The sequence below is a fragment of the Methylobacterium sp. UNC378MF genome (assembly GCF_900103195.1).
Lineage (GTDB): Bacteria > Pseudomonadota > Alphaproteobacteria > Rhizobiales > Beijerinckiaceae > Methylobacterium.
Window position 1 is genome coordinate 140,449 of record NZ_FMWU01000006.1, and the last position, 14,964, is coordinate 155,412.

At 70.0% G+C, this 14,964-nt stretch carries 15 protein-coding genes; 9 read left to right on the top strand and 6 right to left on the bottom strand.

Features of this window, described 5'->3' with window-relative positions; genetic code table 11:
* Positions 1–285: 285 nt before the first annotated feature.
* From BLT59_RS08275 to rimM, 5 genes are read left to right on the top strand one after another with little or no spacing between them, the layout of a single operon-like run.
* Complete coding sequence (locus BLT59_RS08275) at positions 286–504, top strand: glutathione S-transferase (RefSeq protein WP_091778382.1); 219 nt, start codon at positions 286–288, stop codon at positions 502–504.
* 15 nt (positions 505–519) lie between these two features.
* Entirely contained in the window at positions 520–2,091 is a 1,572-nt protein-coding gene (ffh, locus tag BLT59_RS08280; RefSeq protein ID WP_091778384.1) for a signal recognition particle protein, read from the top strand.
* Positions 2,088–2,420: a chorismate mutase gene (locus BLT59_RS08285; RefSeq protein ID WP_091778386.1), complete on the top strand. Its 333-nt coding sequence runs from the start codon at positions 2,088–2,090 to the stop codon at positions 2,418–2,420. The genes ffh and BLT59_RS08285 overlap by 4 nt, the downstream gene beginning before the upstream one ends.
* A gap of 7 nt (positions 2,421–2,427) precedes the next feature.
* On the top strand, positions 2,428–2,790 hold the full coding sequence (rpsP, locus tag BLT59_RS08290) for a 30S ribosomal protein S16 (protein ID WP_091778388.1): 363 nt from the start codon (positions 2,428–2,430) through the stop codon (positions 2,788–2,790).
* A 12-nt stretch (positions 2,791–2,802) separates the two neighbouring features.
* Positions 2,803–3,498: a ribosome maturation factor RimM gene (rimM, locus tag BLT59_RS08295; RefSeq protein ID WP_091778390.1), complete on the top strand. Its 696-nt coding sequence runs from the start codon at positions 2,803–2,805 to the stop codon at positions 3,496–3,498.
* A 68-nt stretch (positions 3,499–3,566) separates the two neighbouring features.
* Here the strand turns inward: rimM and BLT59_RS08300 are convergent, their stop codons facing one another.
* Both BLT59_RS08300 and BLT59_RS08305 read right to left on the bottom strand, forming a co-directional pair.
* Positions 3,567–5,231 carry a DHA2 family efflux MFS transporter permease subunit gene (locus tag BLT59_RS08300; protein ID WP_091778393.1) on the bottom strand — a complete coding sequence of 555 codons (1,665 nt, stop codon included), beginning with the start codon at positions 5,229–5,231 and terminating at the stop codon, positions 3,567–3,569.
* On the bottom strand, positions 5,228–6,493 hold the full coding sequence (locus BLT59_RS08305; RefSeq protein ID WP_091778395.1) for an HlyD family secretion protein: 1,266 nt from the start codon (positions 6,491–6,493) through the stop codon (positions 5,228–5,230). Before BLT59_RS08305 ends, BLT59_RS08300 begins: the two co-directional genes overlap by 4 nt.
* Before the next feature lie 195 nt (positions 6,494–6,688).
* Between BLT59_RS08305 and BLT59_RS08310 the strand changes: the two genes are divergently transcribed.
* Positions 6,689–7,354, top strand: coding sequence for an HdeD family acid-resistance protein (locus BLT59_RS08310; protein WP_091778397.1), 666 nt, complete (start codon positions 6,689–6,691; stop codon positions 7,352–7,354).
* A 161-nt stretch (positions 7,355–7,515) separates the two neighbouring features.
* Positions 7,516–9,975 carry a PBP1A family penicillin-binding protein gene (locus tag BLT59_RS08315; protein WP_091778399.1) on the top strand — a complete coding sequence of 820 codons (2,460 nt, stop codon included), beginning with the start codon at positions 7,516–7,518 and terminating at the stop codon, positions 9,973–9,975.
* Between the two features lie 4 nt (positions 9,976–9,979).
* Here the strand turns inward: BLT59_RS08315 and BLT59_RS08320 are convergent, their stop codons facing one another.
* Positions 9,980–10,408, bottom strand: coding sequence for a DUF1810 domain-containing protein (locus BLT59_RS08320; RefSeq protein WP_091778543.1), 429 nt, complete (start codon positions 10,406–10,408; stop codon positions 9,980–9,982).
* A 103-nt stretch (positions 10,409–10,511) separates the two neighbouring features.
* Between BLT59_RS08320 and BLT59_RS08325 the strand changes: the two genes are divergently transcribed.
* Complete coding sequence (locus BLT59_RS08325) at positions 10,512–10,865, top strand: hypothetical protein (protein WP_091778401.1); 354 nt, start codon at positions 10,512–10,514, stop codon at positions 10,863–10,865.
* Between the two features lie 173 nt (positions 10,866–11,038).
* Here the strand turns inward: BLT59_RS08325 and BLT59_RS08330 are convergent, their stop codons facing one another.
* Positions 11,039–11,308 (bottom strand): hypothetical protein, encoded by a 270-nt coding sequence (locus tag BLT59_RS08330; RefSeq protein WP_091778403.1) that lies wholly within the window; start codon positions 11,306–11,308, stop codon positions 11,039–11,041.
* Between the two features lie 348 nt (positions 11,309–11,656).
* Here BLT59_RS08330 and pcaD point away from each other — a divergent pair, with 348 nt between their 5' ends.
* Positions 11,657–12,466: a 3-oxoadipate enol-lactonase gene (gene pcaD, locus BLT59_RS08335; protein ID WP_091778405.1), complete on the top strand. Its 810-nt coding sequence runs from the start codon at positions 11,657–11,659 to the stop codon at positions 12,464–12,466.
* Positions 12,467–12,641: 175 nt separating this feature from the next.
* Here pcaD and BLT59_RS08340 read toward each other — a convergent pair whose 3' ends face one another.
* Entirely contained in the window at positions 12,642–13,055 is a 414-nt protein-coding gene (locus BLT59_RS08340) for an EF-hand domain-containing protein (protein WP_091778407.1), read from the bottom strand.
* Positions 13,056–13,278: 223 nt separating this feature from the next.
* Positions 13,279–14,898: an ABC transporter substrate-binding protein gene (locus tag BLT59_RS08345; RefSeq protein WP_091778409.1), complete on the bottom strand. Its 1,620-nt coding sequence runs from the start codon at positions 14,896–14,898 to the stop codon at positions 13,279–13,281.
* Between the last annotated feature and the right edge of the window lie 66 nt (positions 14,899–14,964).

Consider the following 14,964-nt stretch of genomic DNA (forward strand, 5'->3'; position numbering starts at 1 on the left):
CGAAGACAAGCTCAACATGCTTAACGATCGGTAAAGGTTAACGCGGTTCGGCCTGCGCTATCGGGGGGCGGATCCCACCGGGTTAGCTCGGAAGAGGCGTAAAAATTGACTTTCCGGCCGCGTGCGGCTACGCCCCGCCCTCCCGATCCGTTGCAGATCGACCGATGCCAAGCCGACCGGTCCCGCGAGACCGGAGGTCAACGCCCGACAGCGCGTCCGCGCCCTCGGGCGCGATGGGTGTTGGGCCGATCCGCCGCGACGGGATCCGCCGGCCGAGGCACCCGCATGACGCGAGATCAAGAAGCGTTGAAGATCGAGGACGCGATCAACGAGACCTGCCCGTGGTCGGGCAAGCCGATCTCGGCCGACTCGCTGACGCTCTACAACGGCGCCGTGGTCGGCTTCTGCAACCCGGATTGCCGGGACAAGTTTGCGAGCGCCCTGCGCAGCTTCGAGGCCGCCCTCCAGGCGCGCCGCGTCGAGCGCGCCGGTCTCGAACAGTAACCGCGGGTCCAGAGCATGTTCGAAGGCCTGTCCGACCGCCTCTCCGGCATCCTCTCGGGGCTCACCCGGCGGGGCGCCCTGACGGAAGCCGACGTCACCGCCGCCATGCGCGAGGTGCGCCGCGCCCTGCTGGAGGCCGACGTCGCCCTGGAAGTGGTGCGCGGCTTCACCGACAAGGTGAAGGAAAAGGCCGTCGGCGCCGTCGTGCTCAAGTCGGTTACCCCCGGCCAGATGGTCGTGAAGATCGTCAACGACGAGCTCGTGGCGATGCTCGGCACCGACGCCGAAACCGTCGATCTCAACGCCCCCGCCCCGGTGCCGATCCTGATGGTCGGCCTGCAGGGTTCGGGTAAGACCACCACCACCGCCAAGATCGCCCGGCGGCTCTCCGACCGCGAGAAGCGCAAGGTGCTGCTCGCCTCCCTCGACACGCGCCGCCCGGCCGCCATGGAGCAGCTCGCGGTCCTGGCGAAGCAGGTCGGCGTCGAGTCCCTGCCGATCGTCGCCGGCCAGTCGGCGGTGCAGATCGCCAAGCGCGCCATGGACGCCGCCCGCCTCGGCGGCTTCGACGTGGTGATGCTCGACACTGCCGGCCGCACCACGGTGGACGAGGGCCTGATGGCCGAGGCCGCCGAGGTGAAGGCCGCGACGAAGCCCCACGAGGTGCTGCTGGTCGCCGACGCGCTCACCGGCCAGGACGCGGTCAATACCGCCCGCGCCTTCGACGAGCGGCTCGGCGTCACCGGCATCGTGCTGACCCGGATGGACGGCGATTCCCGTGGTGGCGCGGCTTTGTCGATGCGCGCCGTCACCGGCAAGCCGATCAAGCTCGTCGGCGTCGGCGAGAAGGTCGACGCGCTGGAGGAATTCCACCCGGCCCGCGTCGCCAACCGCATCCTCGGCATGGGCGACATCGTCTCGCTGGTCGAGAAGGCCGCGGAGACCATCGACCACGAGCAGGCGCTCCGCACCGCGGAGAAGATGCGCAAGGGCAAGTTCGATCTCGAGGACTTGTCCATGCAGCTCGCCCAGATGGAGAAGATGGGCGGCATCGGCGGCCTGATGGGCATGCTGCCCGGCATGGGCGCGATCAAGAAGCAGGTCGAGGGCGCCAACCTCGACGAGAAGATGTTCAAGCGCCAGCGGGCGATCATCTCGTCGATGACCCCGCAGGAGCGCAAGAACCCCGACCTCCTCAAGAACAGCCGCAAGAAGCGCGTCGCGGCGGGCTCGGGGGTCGACGTCTCGGAGATCAACAAGCTCCTGAAGATGCACCGGACCATGGCCGACATGATGAAGGCGATGGGCCAGGGCAAGCGCGGGATCGGGCAGGCGCTCGGCTCGATGTTCGGCCTGGGCGGCGGCGGGATGGGTGGTATGGGCGGCATGCCCGGCCTGCCGCCCGGCATGCCGGAGCCGACGCCGGAGCAGATCGCCCAGCTCGAGAAGCAGTTCGGCGGCAAGCTGCCGCCGATGCCGCCGGGCCTGGGCGGGGGCGGCGGGATGCCGAAACTCCCGGGTCTTCCCGGCCTCGGCGGCCCGAAGCTGCCGGGTCTCGGCGGGTTCATGCCGGGGAAGAAGAAATGAACGTGCTCGCGGCGCAGGCCGTCGATCCCGAACTCGCACGCCTGCGCGACAGCATCGACAATTTCGATGCGGCGCTGATCCATCTCCTCGCCGAGCGGTTCCGCTGCACGCAGCGGGTCGGCGAGCTCAAGGCCCGAAAGGGGATCCCCCCTTCCGATCCGGACCGGGAGGCCCGTCAGGTCGCCCGGCTCCGCAAGCTCGCGGTCGAGGCCAAGCTCGACCCCGACTTCGCCGAGAAGTTTCTGGCCTTCGTGGTCAAGGAAGTCATTCGGCACCACCAGTCGATCAAGGCGGACCACGAGTCCCAGATCGAGCAACAGCGAAAGTAGTCAGACCATGGCCCTCAAAATCCGTCTCACCCGTGGCGGCGCCAAGAAGCGCCCGTACTACCGTATCGTCGTCGCCGACGCCCGCGCCCCGCGCGACGGCCGCTTCATCGACAAGGTCGGCGCCTACGACCCGATGAAGGCCAAGGACGATCCGGCCCGCATCGTGCTCGACAACGAGAAGATCCAGAGCTGGCTCGCCAAGGGCGCGCAGCCGACCGACCGCGTCCTGCGCTTCCTCGACCAGGCGGGCCTCGCCAAGCGCCCGACCCGCAGCAACCCGCAGAAGGGCGAGCCGGGCGAGAAGGCCAAGGAGCGCGCCGCCAAGCGCGCCGAGAAGGCCGCCGCCCCCGCCGAGGACGCCGCCGCGTAAGGCGCTCCGGTCATGGCGCGCCGCCCCGCAGGTCCCACCTCCCGCGACGGCGGCCGCCGGGGCCGCACGAGCTCGGCGATCGGCAAGATCGCCCCCGATGTGGCGACCTCGCCCAAGGCGCCGGCCCCCAAGCCGGCGCCGCTGCCCGTTCCGCCCGATTCGAACCTCGTCCTGCTGGGCGAGTTCGGGCGGGCGCACGGCCTCAACGGCGAGGTCCGGCTCAAATCCTACACCGGTGATCCGCAGGCGATCGCCGGCTACGGAAACCTTCAGACGGCCGACGGCCGGACGCTGACGCTCGCCGACGTGCGTCCCGCCCCCGGCCCGTCCCCCGACATGCTGATCGCCCGGGTGAAGGGCGTCTCGGGCCGCAGCGCCGCGGAGGCGCTCAACCGCGTCGCCCTGTACGTTCCCCGCGACCGTCTGGACGCGCCCGAGGACGACGACGAGGTCTACGCCGCCGACCTGATCGGCGCCGCGGCGGTGGACGAGGCCGGAACCCTCATCGGGACGATCGTGGCCGTGCCGAATTACGGCGGCGGCGATCTCCTGGAACTGCGACCGCCGAACGGCGGCGCCACGGCGCTCCTGCCCTTCACGAAGGCCTTCGTGCCGGTCCTCGACGTGGCGCAGCGCCGCGTCACCGTGGTCGCGCCGGAGGACCTGTTCGCGGCACCGGGCGAGAAGCCCGCCGACGATCCGGGCTAGGGACGGCGGCCGGTCCTCGCGCCGGCGGCGCGTCCGGCGTCCGGGCTGTGCCTCTGTCGCGGCCGCCCTCAATGCCCCCCGGCCGGCGCCCCGCCGCCGAGCTTGACGCTCTTCAGGCTCAGGGCCAGCGGGACCGCGCAGGCGGCGACGAGGCCGAGTACCCAGAACACGTCGATATAGGCCCAGTAGGCCACCTGCGTGCTGAGCACGCTCCCGATCCACGCGGTGGCCTGACTCTGGGCCTCGACACCGGCATAGCCGTGCTCGGAGAAGTACTGCGTCGCCTGCCGCATGGTCTCCTGGTAGGCCGGCGAGGCCGGGTTGACGCTCTCCACCAAGCGGCTCTGATGGAACTGGCTCCGGTAGGCCAGGATGTTCTGCGCCAGCGAGACCCCCATCGAGCCGCCGACGTTGCGGGCGACGTTGATCAGCGCCGAGGCCTGGTCGGTCTGGTCCTTACGGATCCCCTCGTACGAGGCCGAGGTGATCGACAGGAACACCATCGGCAGGCCGATGCCGATATAGACCCGCGACCATGCGAAGAACGCGAAGGTCGTGCTGCCGTCGATCCGCGTCAGGTCGTACATGCCGAGCGCCACGATGGTCATGCCGGTGGCGATCAGCCATTTCGGCTGAACGTAGGACGAGATCCGACCGGTGAGGAACATCATCACCACCGTGACGATGCCGCCCGGGCCGAGGACGAGGCCCGACAGGGTGGCGGTGTAGCCGTAATATTCCTGCGTGATCTGCGGGATGAACTGCGTGGTGGCGATCAGGATCGCCCCAGTGAACATCATTACCAGGAAGCACGAGCCGAACTGACGGTTACCGATGAGGCGGAGATCGACGGCCGGATTCTCCTTGTTCAGCAGCCAGGGGATCATGGCGATGAACGAAACGACCATCAGCACGCCGGAGACGTTCATCAGCGTCGAGGTGCCGAACCAGTCCTTCCGCTGGCCCTCGTCGAGGATCACCTCCAGCGAGCCGAGGAACAGGGCGACCAGCACGAAGCCGACGATGTCGAACCGGATGCCCTTGCGGACCAGGGCGCGGCGATCCTTCTTGGCCGCCTCGCTGTCCTCGATCAGCCAGTACATCAGCCCGAGGGCGATGACGCCCACCGGCCCGTTGATCAGGAAGCACCAGTGCCAGGAGGCGTTGTCGGAGAGCCAGCCACCGAGCGTCGGGCCGATCACCGGCGCCACCACGATGGCGACCCCGTAGAGCGCGAAGGCCTGGCCCCGCTTCGCTGGCGGGAAGGAATCCGCCAGGATCGACTGCGCGAGCGGCGCCATGCCGCCGCCGCCGAGCCCCTGCATCACCCGGAACAGCAGCAGGGATTCCAGGCTCCAGGCGAAGCCGCACAGGATCGACGAGACGGTGAACAGGGCCACCGACCACATGAAGAACGCCTTGCGGCCGTAGCGCTTGGCCAGGAAGCTCGACGCCGTCAGCGTGATCGCGTTGGCGACGAGGTAGCTCGTCACCACCCAGGCCGCCTCGTCGGGGCCGACCGCCAGACCGCCCGAGATGTAGCGCAGGGCCACGTTGGCGATGGTGGTGTCGAGCACCTCCATGAAGGTCGCCAGCGCCACCACGCCGGCGATGAGCCACGGATTGTGGCCCCCCGGTGCCTTGCCGGCCTCGGATTTGCCGGCGCTGGGTTTTCCGCCCCGCGGCTTGCGGCCGCGCGCCGGGGCGCTCGCTTGGCCGGCCACGGCGCTCACCGCACCGTGACGGTCGGGACGATCGACATGCCCGGGCCGATCGACACATCCGTCGGCCAGTCCTTGACGACGATCTTTACCGGGATGCGCTGGGTCACCTTCACGTAGTTGCCGGTGGCGTTCTGCGCCGGCAGGAGGCTGAAGGCCGTACCCGAACCCGGCTGCACGGAGGCCACCGTGCCGTGGATCCTGCGACCCGGATAGGCGTCGATCTCGAGATCGACCGGCTGGTCCGGCCGCATGTCGGAAATCTGCGTCTCCTTGAAGTTCGCCGTCACCCAGATGTCGTCGGGCACGAACATCGCCAGGCTCTGGCCGGCCTGGGCGAGCTGGCCGACGCCGCCGGTGAGTCGCACGATGCGCCCGGGCTGCACGGCGCGAAGGGTCGTGTAGCCGAGATTCAGCTCGGCTTGCTCCACCTGCGCTCGGTCACGGCCGAGCTGTGCCTGGGTCGAGGCCTTCTGCGCCTGAAGCGAGCCGACCTGCTTCTGCGCGGCGACCACGCTGGCATTGGCGCTCTGCACGGCAGCCTGCCGCTGCTGCAGCGTCGAGGTTGCCGATTGCGATTGCTGGACCGAGCCGGAGCCGCGCTCGGCGAGGTCCTTGTAGCGGGCCGCATCCTCCTGGGCGAATTTCAGCGCCGCCTCGGCGGTGGCGACCTGCGCCTTGGACACGTCGATGTTGGCGTATTGCGCCTGGATCTGCGCGTCGATGTTCTTGATACCGGCCTCGTCGGCCTCGACCTGCGCCTTCGCCTGATCGAGGGCGATCTGATAATCGCGCTGGAAGATCTGGAACAGGATCTGGCCGGCCTCGACATGCTGGTTGTCGGTCACAGGCACGTCGACGAGATAGCCGCCGACCTTCGGCTGGACCGAGATGCTGCGTGCATCCACGAAGGCGTCGTCGGTGCTCTCGTAGGGGTGCATGTACAGCAGCCAGTAGAAAAACACCCCGACGCACAGCGCGACGACCGCGAGGCCGCCGAGGAGGAACGCGAGCGGGTGGCGCCGCAGGACGTTCGGGCGCCGTGCGCCGTCACCGGCATTGTCGGATCCCTCCGCCTCGTCGCCGGCTGCGCCGTCCTGCGCCTCGGGCTCGTTTGCCGCGTCCTCCGCACCGGGCTTGCGCGCGGTCTCGCCAGCCGCGGACGGATAGGTCCGGCCGAGATCCAGGACATCGCGTTCGCCCACGGCCGCCCGGCTTTCGGCCGGCCGCAGGCGCGCCTCGTCCTCGGAGGAGTGCCGCTGATCGTCAAACATGGGAAGTCGTCGCCCGATGGGCCGGCCACCCTGGGGTGACCGGGCTTGTCGCATCGCCCGCCTCAGGCAGCAAAAGCCGGCCGCAGTCTCAAGGTTCCCTGCGCAGATCTGCCCGTATAGGAACGCATGCCGCACTGCGACGTTCTGCGCCCGGAACCTTCGCGGTTTTCGGCCGAGAGGCTTCAGGAGTTCGCCATGACAAGCAGCCCATCCCCAACGCCGCGCAGCTCCGGATCCGGTCCGACGAGCTCGCCCACGGGTATCCCCCTCGTCGGCGTCGCCCGCCTCGATGCGATGAGCGCGGCGCTCGCGCGCAACTGGTGGCTCGTGGCCCTGCGCGGCGTCATCGCGATCCTGTTCGGCGTGATCGCGTTCGTTGCCCCGGGCGCCTTCGTGCTCTCCCTGGTGCTGTTCTTCGCCGCCTACATGCTCGTTGACGGCGTCTTTGCCATCGTGGGCGCGGTCCGGGCCGCGCAGCGCCATGAGCGCTGGGGCTTCCTGTTGCTCGAAGGTCTCGTCGACATCATCGTGGGTGTCGCCGCGGCGCTGGTGCCGGCCGCGGCCGTCTGGGCGTTCGTAATGCTGCTCGCCGCGTGGGCGCTGGTGACCGGCGGCCTGATGATCGCGGCCGCCTTCCGCCTGCACGTCCATTACGGGCGGTGGTGGCTGGTCCTCGGCGGGGTCGTCTCGATCCTGTTCGGCCTCGCGCTGCTCATCAATCCGGGCATGTCGGCCCTGGTCCTGACGTGGTGGATCGGCTCCTACACCTTCGCCTTCGGCGTGCTGCTGCTGATCCTGGCTTTCCAGCTGCGCAGCCGGCACGGGGCGGCCTCGGGGCCGACGCCGCCGCTCGGCCGCTGAGCCGACCGGCAAGCCGGATCGGGCTCGTGGCCCGATCCACACGGTCGCGGCGCGATCGACGGGCCGGCCGGCCTCCGTTCGCGCATGCGTGGGACATGGGAGCCGATGCGGCTTAGAAGGCTCGGTCGACCGGATCGGCCGGTCTCGGAATCTGCATCACGATGACGCCCGACGCGCCGGAGCGCGCCCCCGCCGACGGGCCGAGACCGCCGAAGCCGGATTCCGCCCCTGAGGCCCCAGACCCGCGCCTCGCCGCCCGCGAGGCCGGGCGCGCGGCGCGCGACCTGTCCCGCCATCTCCGGACGCTGATCGCCGCGGCCGGCCTCGGCCTCGCGCGTCGTGGCCGGGCCTTGTCCGCGCGCTCGGCGGCGCGGGCTCGCACCACCCGGATGGATCGTCCCGCCGACACGGCCATTCCGCGGCCGGAGGATCGGGGCCTGAACCGGTGGATGCGGCCGATCTTGGGCCGCCGGCACCCGGCCCGGCTCGCCGCGGCCGGGCTGATCCTGCTGCCGGTCCTGGCGCTGGCCGTGTACCTGTTCGCGGCCTTCGTGACTCTGCCGCCGCTCGGCGGCGCCGTGGTGGAGACCGGCCAGCGGGCGATCACCGTGGAGGCCGATGACGGCCGGGTCTTCGCCACCCGCGGCAGCTTCCGCGGCCAGAAGCTCACGGCCGCCGACCTGCCGCCGCACCTCGCCCAGGCGATCGTGGCGATCGAGGACCGGCGCTTCTACAGCCACTGGGGCATCGACCTGCGCGGCCTTGCCCGGGCCGTGTGGCGTAATCTCCGCGGCGGTGGCGTGCGCGAGGGTGGCTCGACGATCACCCAGCAATATGTCCGGCTGATCTCCCTCAACCAGGAGAAATCGCTCTGGCGCAAGGTGCAGGAGGCCTTCCTGGCGCTGCGGGTCGAGTCGATGATGAGCAAGGACGCGATCCTGCTCGGCTACCTCGACTCCGCCTATTTCGGCGCCGGCGCCTACGGAGCGGACGCGGCGGCGCGGCGCTATTTCGGCAAGCCCGCCAAGGCCCTGAATCTGCCGGAATCGGCGATGCTGGCCGGGCTGGTGCGGGCGCCCTCGCAGCTCGCCCCGACGCGCAACCTCGGCGGCGCCAAGGAGCGCGCCGACGTGGTGCTCCAGGCCATGGTCGAGACCGGCGCGATCACGCAAGCCGAAGCCGACGCCGCGCGCAAGCAGAGCGTGACCCTGAAGTCGCCACCCGAGGCGCCGCCCGGCACCAACTACTTCCTCGACATGATCGCGGGCGACGTGAAGCGCCTCGCCGGCACCGACGGCGACATGACGGTGCGCTCGACCCTCAACCTCGACCTGCAGAGCCTCGCCGAGGGCGTCGTCGCCCGCCGCCTCGACAAGGACGGTGCCCGCCGCAAGGTCGGCCAGGCCGCCATGGTGGTGCTGTCGAAGGAGGGCGCGATCCTCGCCATGGTCGGCGGCCGCGACTACGAGGACAGCCAGTTCAACCGCGCCGTCCAGGCCAAGCGCCAGCCCGGCTCCCTGTTCAAGCTCCTCGTCTACCTGACGGCCTACGAGAAGGGCTACACGCCGGAATCCGTGATGGTCGACCGCCCGGTCCAGATCGGCGATTGGGACCCGGAGAACGACGACGGGCGCTACCGCGGGCCGGTGCCCCTGCGGACCGCCTTCGCGCTCTCGATCAACACCGTGGCGGCCCAGCTCGGGCAGGATGTCGGCATTCCGGCCGTGATCGCCACCGCGCGCAAGCTCGGGATCCAGTCGGACCTGCCCAACGTGCCGAGCCTCGTCCTCGGCTCGGGCGCCGTGAGCCTTCTGGAAATGGCCCGCGCCTACGGCTCGGTCCTGTCCGGGCGCACCCCGCTCCAGGCCTACGGGATCCAGGCGATCCGCGGGGCGGCGCCGCAGCCGCTCTACGTCCGAACCGACCCGGCCCCGGGCGCGATGCTGGCCCAGGAGCCGCGCACCATGATGCTCGACTCGCTGCAGGCGGTGGTGGAATCCGGCACCGGCCGTGCCGCGCGGGTGCCGGGCCAGATCATCGGCGGCAAGACCGGCACGAGCCAGGATTTCCGCGACGCATGGTTCGTCGGCATGACCCCCGACCTCGTGGTCGGGATCTGGGTCGGGAACGACGACGACAGCTCGATGAACCGCATGTTCGGCGGCGAGATGCCGGCCGGAATCTTCCACGACTTCATCCAGCGGGCCACGGAGAAGCTCGCGAAGGGCAAGCTCCGGCCCTCGGCGGAGCGGGCCGAGCCGGCGCGGGCGCCCGCGCCTGCCCCCGCGGCCGAGCCGGTCGCGGGCGGCGAGGTCCGCGGCGTGCCGGAGGTGATCGACACCGGCACCCTCAACCTGCGCGGGCGGGTCGTGCGCCTCCTCGGCGTCGTCGGCGAGCGCGGCCACCTCGCCCGCCAGCTCGCCAGCTACCTGCGCCGCCGCGAGGTGGTTTGCACCGGACTCTCCGATGGGGCCACGGCCCGCTGCCGCATCGAGGGCGACGACCTCGCCGGGCTGATCCTGGCGGCCGGCGGCGCGCGGGCCTCGGAGGACGCGCCGCCGGACCTCCTGGGCGCGGAGGAGCAGGCCCGCGCCGAGCGCGTCGGCCTGTGGGGCCGGTGAGGCGCTAGCCCTCCCCGAGCTTCGCCAGCGTCCGCGGGTCGGGTGCGCCGTCGAAGTAGCGCGCCAGCGCGTCGGCGAAGAGCGGCTCCCCGGGGGCGGCACGGGCGAACAGCGTCATGCTGGAGCGGAATTTCAGATCGTCCGGCGAGCCGAAGATCGCGTGGGCCGAGCGCCCGGCAATCGCGTTCACGGCCGCCGTGCAGGCGCGCAGGCGCTCGCCCAGCACCGGATGCGCCAGATAGGCTTCGGCCTCTTCCAAGGAACCGATGGCGTAGCGTTGCGCCATCGGGCTCGCGCCGAGCCCGGCGACCTGCGGAAAGACGAACCACATCCAGTGGCTGCGCTTCGCACCGGCCCGCAGTTCCGCCAGCGCCCGCTCGTAGACACCCTCCTGCGCGGCGACGAAGCGGCCGAGTTGGTAGACGTCCGACATGGCGTGGCTCCGATGCTCCGGTTTCACTCCATCAACGGCGCCTTGCCGCTCCTGGATGCAGGCCGTCGCAGACGCCGTGTCCGGATTGATGTAAGCGCGGCCCATGCTCGCAACGCTCGTCGCCTTCATGGTCGCGAACCCGGCAATGAGCCACGCCCTGACGGCGATCCTCGAGACCGCCGGGATGGCTGCCGCGCTGATCCTGCTGCGCAGCCCCCGCCCGGAAGGCATCGCCGCGCTGGTGGTCTCGACCTACTATTACGGTCGCGAGGCCGGGCAGCGGGAACACGACATCAAGCATGCCGGCTGGGATGCCGTGCAGGCGCATCTCGGCGCCGAGTTCCTGTACGGGTGGTCGCTGCCGAACCTGCAGCAATGGGTAGCGCCGACCTGTGCGGCCTGGGCGGTGGCGGGGGCGATCGTCCTGGTCCGGTCGCGGACGGGCGTCCAGCGCTGACGGATGGCTGCCGGACACCGGACGCATCCGCGTCCTCGCGCGCGCAGCGAAGCAACTCAGGGCCGCGCGACGTCCGTCACGGAGAGCCACTGCATGGCTTGGCCGCGTTCGCGGGGACGGCTCCGGCAGCGGACCGTCGCGCAACGGTGCGCCCCACTTCCGGAAGGGTGATCTCAGGCTCGGATTGAGGGACCGTCCGACGGCTTGACCTGGCTGCGGTCCCCGAGAAGCCGCCGGCCGGAGGCGATGATCTGGACCGTGTCGCGGTTGCCGCATTGTCGCCGCGCCAGGGCTTCCAGGTCGCGCAAGTAGTCGATCACCGGGCCCCGCTGCTTGTCACTCCGGCCGATCACCGGCTCGACCTTGGCGGTCACCAGCCCGGCCACCGTGTCCCAGAATTCCGCCGGACGGATCGCGGCGTCGCCCATCGAAGGCTCGTGCATCGCTCATCTCCTCCTGCCTTGCAGCCGCTCTCGTCGGGTATTTCGCCCATTGGCGCATTGACCCATGTTGACGACGGCACCGCGTGCCGGATCACGCGCGGCAACGGGATCCGTGCCGGAGCGAATCCGACGGGGCGGCGTCCGCCATGGATCATGCCGCAGAGACCGTATCGGACGACCTGCACGAGCGCGGTCGGGACCTGATATGCCTGGGCCGCGCCTGAGAGCCGAAGCCGTCCGGGAGACCGCGACGGCCCAGGCATCACCGAGCCCTTCGACGTGCCGGCCAGCGATGGTCGCGACCTGCCGGCATGACATTCTCGAACACGCCAGACCGGAGACCGCCGCATGCCTCAGATCACAGTCGCGGGGATCGGATTTCGCTACCTCCTCGAAGGACCCGACGATTCCCCCGTGGTCGCCTTCTCGAACTCGCTCGGTGCGACCCTGGAGATGTGGGACGCGCTGATACCGGCGCTCGCAGGACGGTTCCGGACCCTGCGCTACGACACGCGGGGCCATGGCGCGTCTGACACCCGCGACGAGCCCATAGCGGTGGCGGATCTCGCCCAGGACCTCGCGGGTCTGCTCGACGCCCTCGGGATCGACCGTGCCCATCTGGTCGGATTGTCGCTCGGCGGGATGACCGTGCAGGCGCTGGCGAGTGCCGATCCCGAAAGGGTCCTCAGCGCCACCCTGATGGCGACGGCCGCCTACATGCCGAGCATGCAGAGCTGGGACGAACGGGCTGCGACCGTCCGCGCCCACGGAACGGCCTCCGTCGTGGAGGCGACGCTCGGGCGCTGGTTCACGCCGGATTTCGTGCGGCGCGACCCGGCCGCGGTCCAGGCAGTCCGCGAACGCTTCGTGGCGTGCGATCCGGCCGGCTACGCCGTGTGTTGCGGGGCGATCGGGCGCATGGATCTCCGGCCCGCGCTCTCCGCCATCGCCGCGCCGACCCTGGTGATCGCGGGCCGCGACGACCCCTCGACGCCGCCGGCCATGGCCGAGGAGATATGCGGCGGCATCGCCCAGGCCGAGCTCGTCATCCTGCCACGCGCCGCGCATCTGCTGGCCGTGGAACGTGCCGAGGCCGTCGGCAGCTACCTCCGGGCTTTCCTCGACCGCACCGCGCGCGGCGCGGAGCCGGGACGCTGACTCGCCTCGCGTCGGCGGCAGCGTCGCCGAGGCTGCCAATCTCGTGTCCAGGCCGGTGCACAGAGCCGCAAGGCGCCGGTCGATGGCAAGGCCCGGCTTGAACGCAGAAGGCCCCCCGCGGCCGGCTGCGCGGGGGCCCTTCTCATCGACGTTCCTCAGGAACGTCCAGTCCGATTTACTTGATGAGGGCGAGAAGGGCCTTGCCGGCCTTGGAGTTCAGCTCCTTGGCGTCGAGGGTGCCGTCGTTGTCCGGATCGGCCAGCTTGAAGCGCTCTCCGACCGCCGCGAGATATTCCTTCTTGTCGAGGGTGCCGTCGCTGTCCGGATCGGCCTGCTTCACGCCAGCCTTGCTGAGGCGGCCCTTCAGCTCACGGGCGTCGAGGGTGCCGTCCGCATCCTTCTCGAGACGGTCGAAGGTCGCCGAAGCCACGGCTTCCACTTCCTTCAGATCGACGGTGCCGTCATTGTCGGTGTCGATCATCTTGACGGCGCTCGCTCCGCTCACCGGCTTGGCCAGCGCGGCCGGAGCAGAAAGGCCGCACACCGCGAGCGTCACCGCCGCGAAGCCACTGATGAAACGAAGGGTCATTGCCAAACTCTCCCGAAAAATGATGCCCGATCTTCCTAGTCTCCGACTCACCGTGCTGCAAGTGCGAAATCGGATCCCGTGGGCGGATCCGGTCGTCTCCCGGGGCACGCGATAGAAAAAGGGGGCCGGCATGAGCCGGTCCCCAAGAAGGCGCATAATCGCCGGGGGGGCGAAGCGCGTGTCGTCTCGCGCCATTCCCCAACCGGAGACAGGTCTGCCCGGATCAGGCGAGCGTCGCGAGGTCCTGAAACCAGTGCTGCGCCTGGACGTAATTTTTCACCCGCGAAGACAGTGCGTGCGGATTGGTGTCGTGGACCACCCAAACCTGTACGGCATCGTCGACGACGATCTCATGGATGCGCGCCAGCAGCCTGTTCTGCTCATCGACGTCCAGGCTCGCCTTCACCTTGTCGCAGAGGGCGTCGACCTCGGGGTTGCGGTAGTGGCTCCAGTTCACGCCGTTCGGAGCGATCTGCTTCGAATCGTAGAAGCGCAGGATCGCGTAGAACGGGTCCGACGTGACGTAGGCGATGTTCCCGACGCTGACCCCCTTGAGGCTCGGATCCGCGGCGCCCTGTCGCCATGCGGTGTAAGCCACCTCCAGTTCGACGGTCTTGAACGTGACCTGGATCCCGACCTCCGCCCAGCTCTGCTGGACGAACTCGTTGATCGGTAGCGACAGCATCTGCCCCGTCCCCCCGGTCGGGATCAGGACCGTCGCCTTCACCGGGTTCTTGACCGAATACCCGGCCTCCTCGACGAGCTTGCGCGCCCGATCGACGTCGGTCGTGATCTTGAAGCCCGGTTTGCCGAACCACGGGCTCGATTCCTGCACCTGCCCGACAGCGGGCTGGGCGAGGCCGCCCATCAACTCGACGACACCCGCGCGGTCGATGGCGAGATTGGCGGCCTTGCGCAGGCGCAGGTCGCGCCAGGGCGAGCCCTCCAGCATCGACAAGTGGTAGTTCCAGACATGGGGCGTGTCGTTGCCCACCACCCGCATCCCGGCGGCCTTCAGGCGCGGGACGGCATCGGGCGCGGGCGCCTCGATCAGGTCGACGCTGCCCGACAGGAGCGCGTTCACCCGGGCGAGATCCTCGGGCACGCAGGTGAGGGTCAGCTTCGCGAGCTTCGGAACCCGCTTCGGATTCCAGTAGCCGACATTCGGCAGCAATTCGAGGCGCACCCGCGGCACCAGCTGGCCCATCCGGAACGGCCCGGTCCCCGAGGGTTCGAAGGCGAATTTCGCCCAGTCCCGGCCGACCTTCTCGTACTGCGCCGGAGAGGAGATCAGGAACCAGAGCATCTGGTAGGGGAACAGGCTGTCGGGCGCCTTCGTGACCACCTGCACGGTCTTGGCGTCGAGCTTCCGATAGCTCGCGACCCCGGGCAGGCGCGGACGGACCTGGGCCGCCTGCCGCTGGTCGAAATGCGGCGCCTCCTTGTTCAGTACCTTGTCGAAGTTCCAGATCACCGCGTCGGCATCGAAGGCCGAACCGTCGTGGAAGGTCACCCCCTCCCGCAGGTGGAAGGTCCAGATCTTGGGATCGGCGGGATCGGCCTCCCAGGCGGTGGCGAGTCCGGGTACCATCCTGCCCGGCCGGTCCGCGACGTCGAGTTCCCAGGCGACCAGGGGGTCGTAAAGGGTCAGTCCGGTGAACTGGTAGCCGCCGGCACCCCGGTCCGGCTGGCCGGTGGTGAGCGGCAGGTCGGTCATGGAGATGCCGTAGGTCAGGCTGCCGGGGGCCGCGCCCTGCGCGCCGGCCCGGCCCGCCGCCCCGAACGCGGCGAGGGCGACGCCCCCGGCCATCAGGGATCGGCGTGTCGGCTTGATCGGGTCCATCGTGTCTCTCGGCTGAAGGCGGGCGCCGCATGGAGCGGCACCCGCCTTCAGGCGCGCGGCGGCGCT

Bases quoted from the DNA above. Each gene is read 5' to 3' on its own strand.
- BLT59_RS08325 (WP_091778401.1), top strand. From the start codon at position 10,512: ATGCTCGCAACGCTCGTCGCCTTCATGGTCGCGAACCCGGCAATGAGC.
- pcaD (WP_091778405.1), top strand. From the start codon at position 11,657: ATGCCTCAGATCACAGTCGCGGGGATCGGATTTCGCTACCTCCTCGAA.
- rimM (WP_091778390.1), top strand. From the start codon at position 2,803: ATGGCGCGCCGCCCCGCAGGTCCCACCTCCCGCGACGGCGGCCGCCGG.
- BLT59_RS08345 (WP_091778409.1), bottom strand. From the start codon at position 14,898: ATGGACCCGATCAAGCCGACACGCCGATCCCTGATGGCCGGGGGCGTC.
- BLT59_RS08310 (WP_091778397.1), top strand. From the start codon at position 6,689: ATGACAAGCAGCCCATCCCCAACGCCGCGCAGCTCCGGATCCGGTCCG.
- BLT59_RS08305 (WP_091778395.1), bottom strand. From the start codon at position 6,493: ATGTTTGACGATCAGCGGCACTCCTCCGAGGACGAGGCGCGCCTGCGG.
- rpsP (WP_091778388.1), top strand. From the start codon at position 2,428: ATGGCCCTCAAAATCCGTCTCACCCGTGGCGGCGCCAAGAAGCGCCCG.
- BLT59_RS08330 (WP_091778403.1), bottom strand. From the start codon at position 11,308: ATGCACGAGCCTTCGATGGGCGACGCCGCGATCCGTCCGGCGGAATTC.
- ffh (WP_091778384.1), top strand. From the start codon at position 520: ATGTTCGAAGGCCTGTCCGACCGCCTCTCCGGCATCCTCTCGGGGCTC.
- BLT59_RS08315 (WP_091778399.1), top strand. From the start codon at position 7,516: ATGACGCCCGACGCGCCGGAGCGCGCCCCCGCCGACGGGCCGAGACCG.
- BLT59_RS08285 (WP_091778386.1), top strand. From the start codon at position 2,088: ATGAACGTGCTCGCGGCGCAGGCCGTCGATCCCGAACTCGCACGCCTG.
- BLT59_RS08275 (WP_091778382.1), top strand. From the start codon at position 286: ATGACGCGAGATCAAGAAGCGTTGAAGATCGAGGACGCGATCAACGAG.
- BLT59_RS08320 (WP_091778543.1), bottom strand. From the start codon at position 10,408: ATGTCGGACGTCTACCAACTCGGCCGCTTCGTCGCCGCGCAGGAGGGT.
- BLT59_RS08340 (WP_091778407.1), bottom strand. From the start codon at position 13,055: ATGACCCTTCGTTTCATCAGTGGCTTCGCGGCGGTGACGCTCGCGGTG.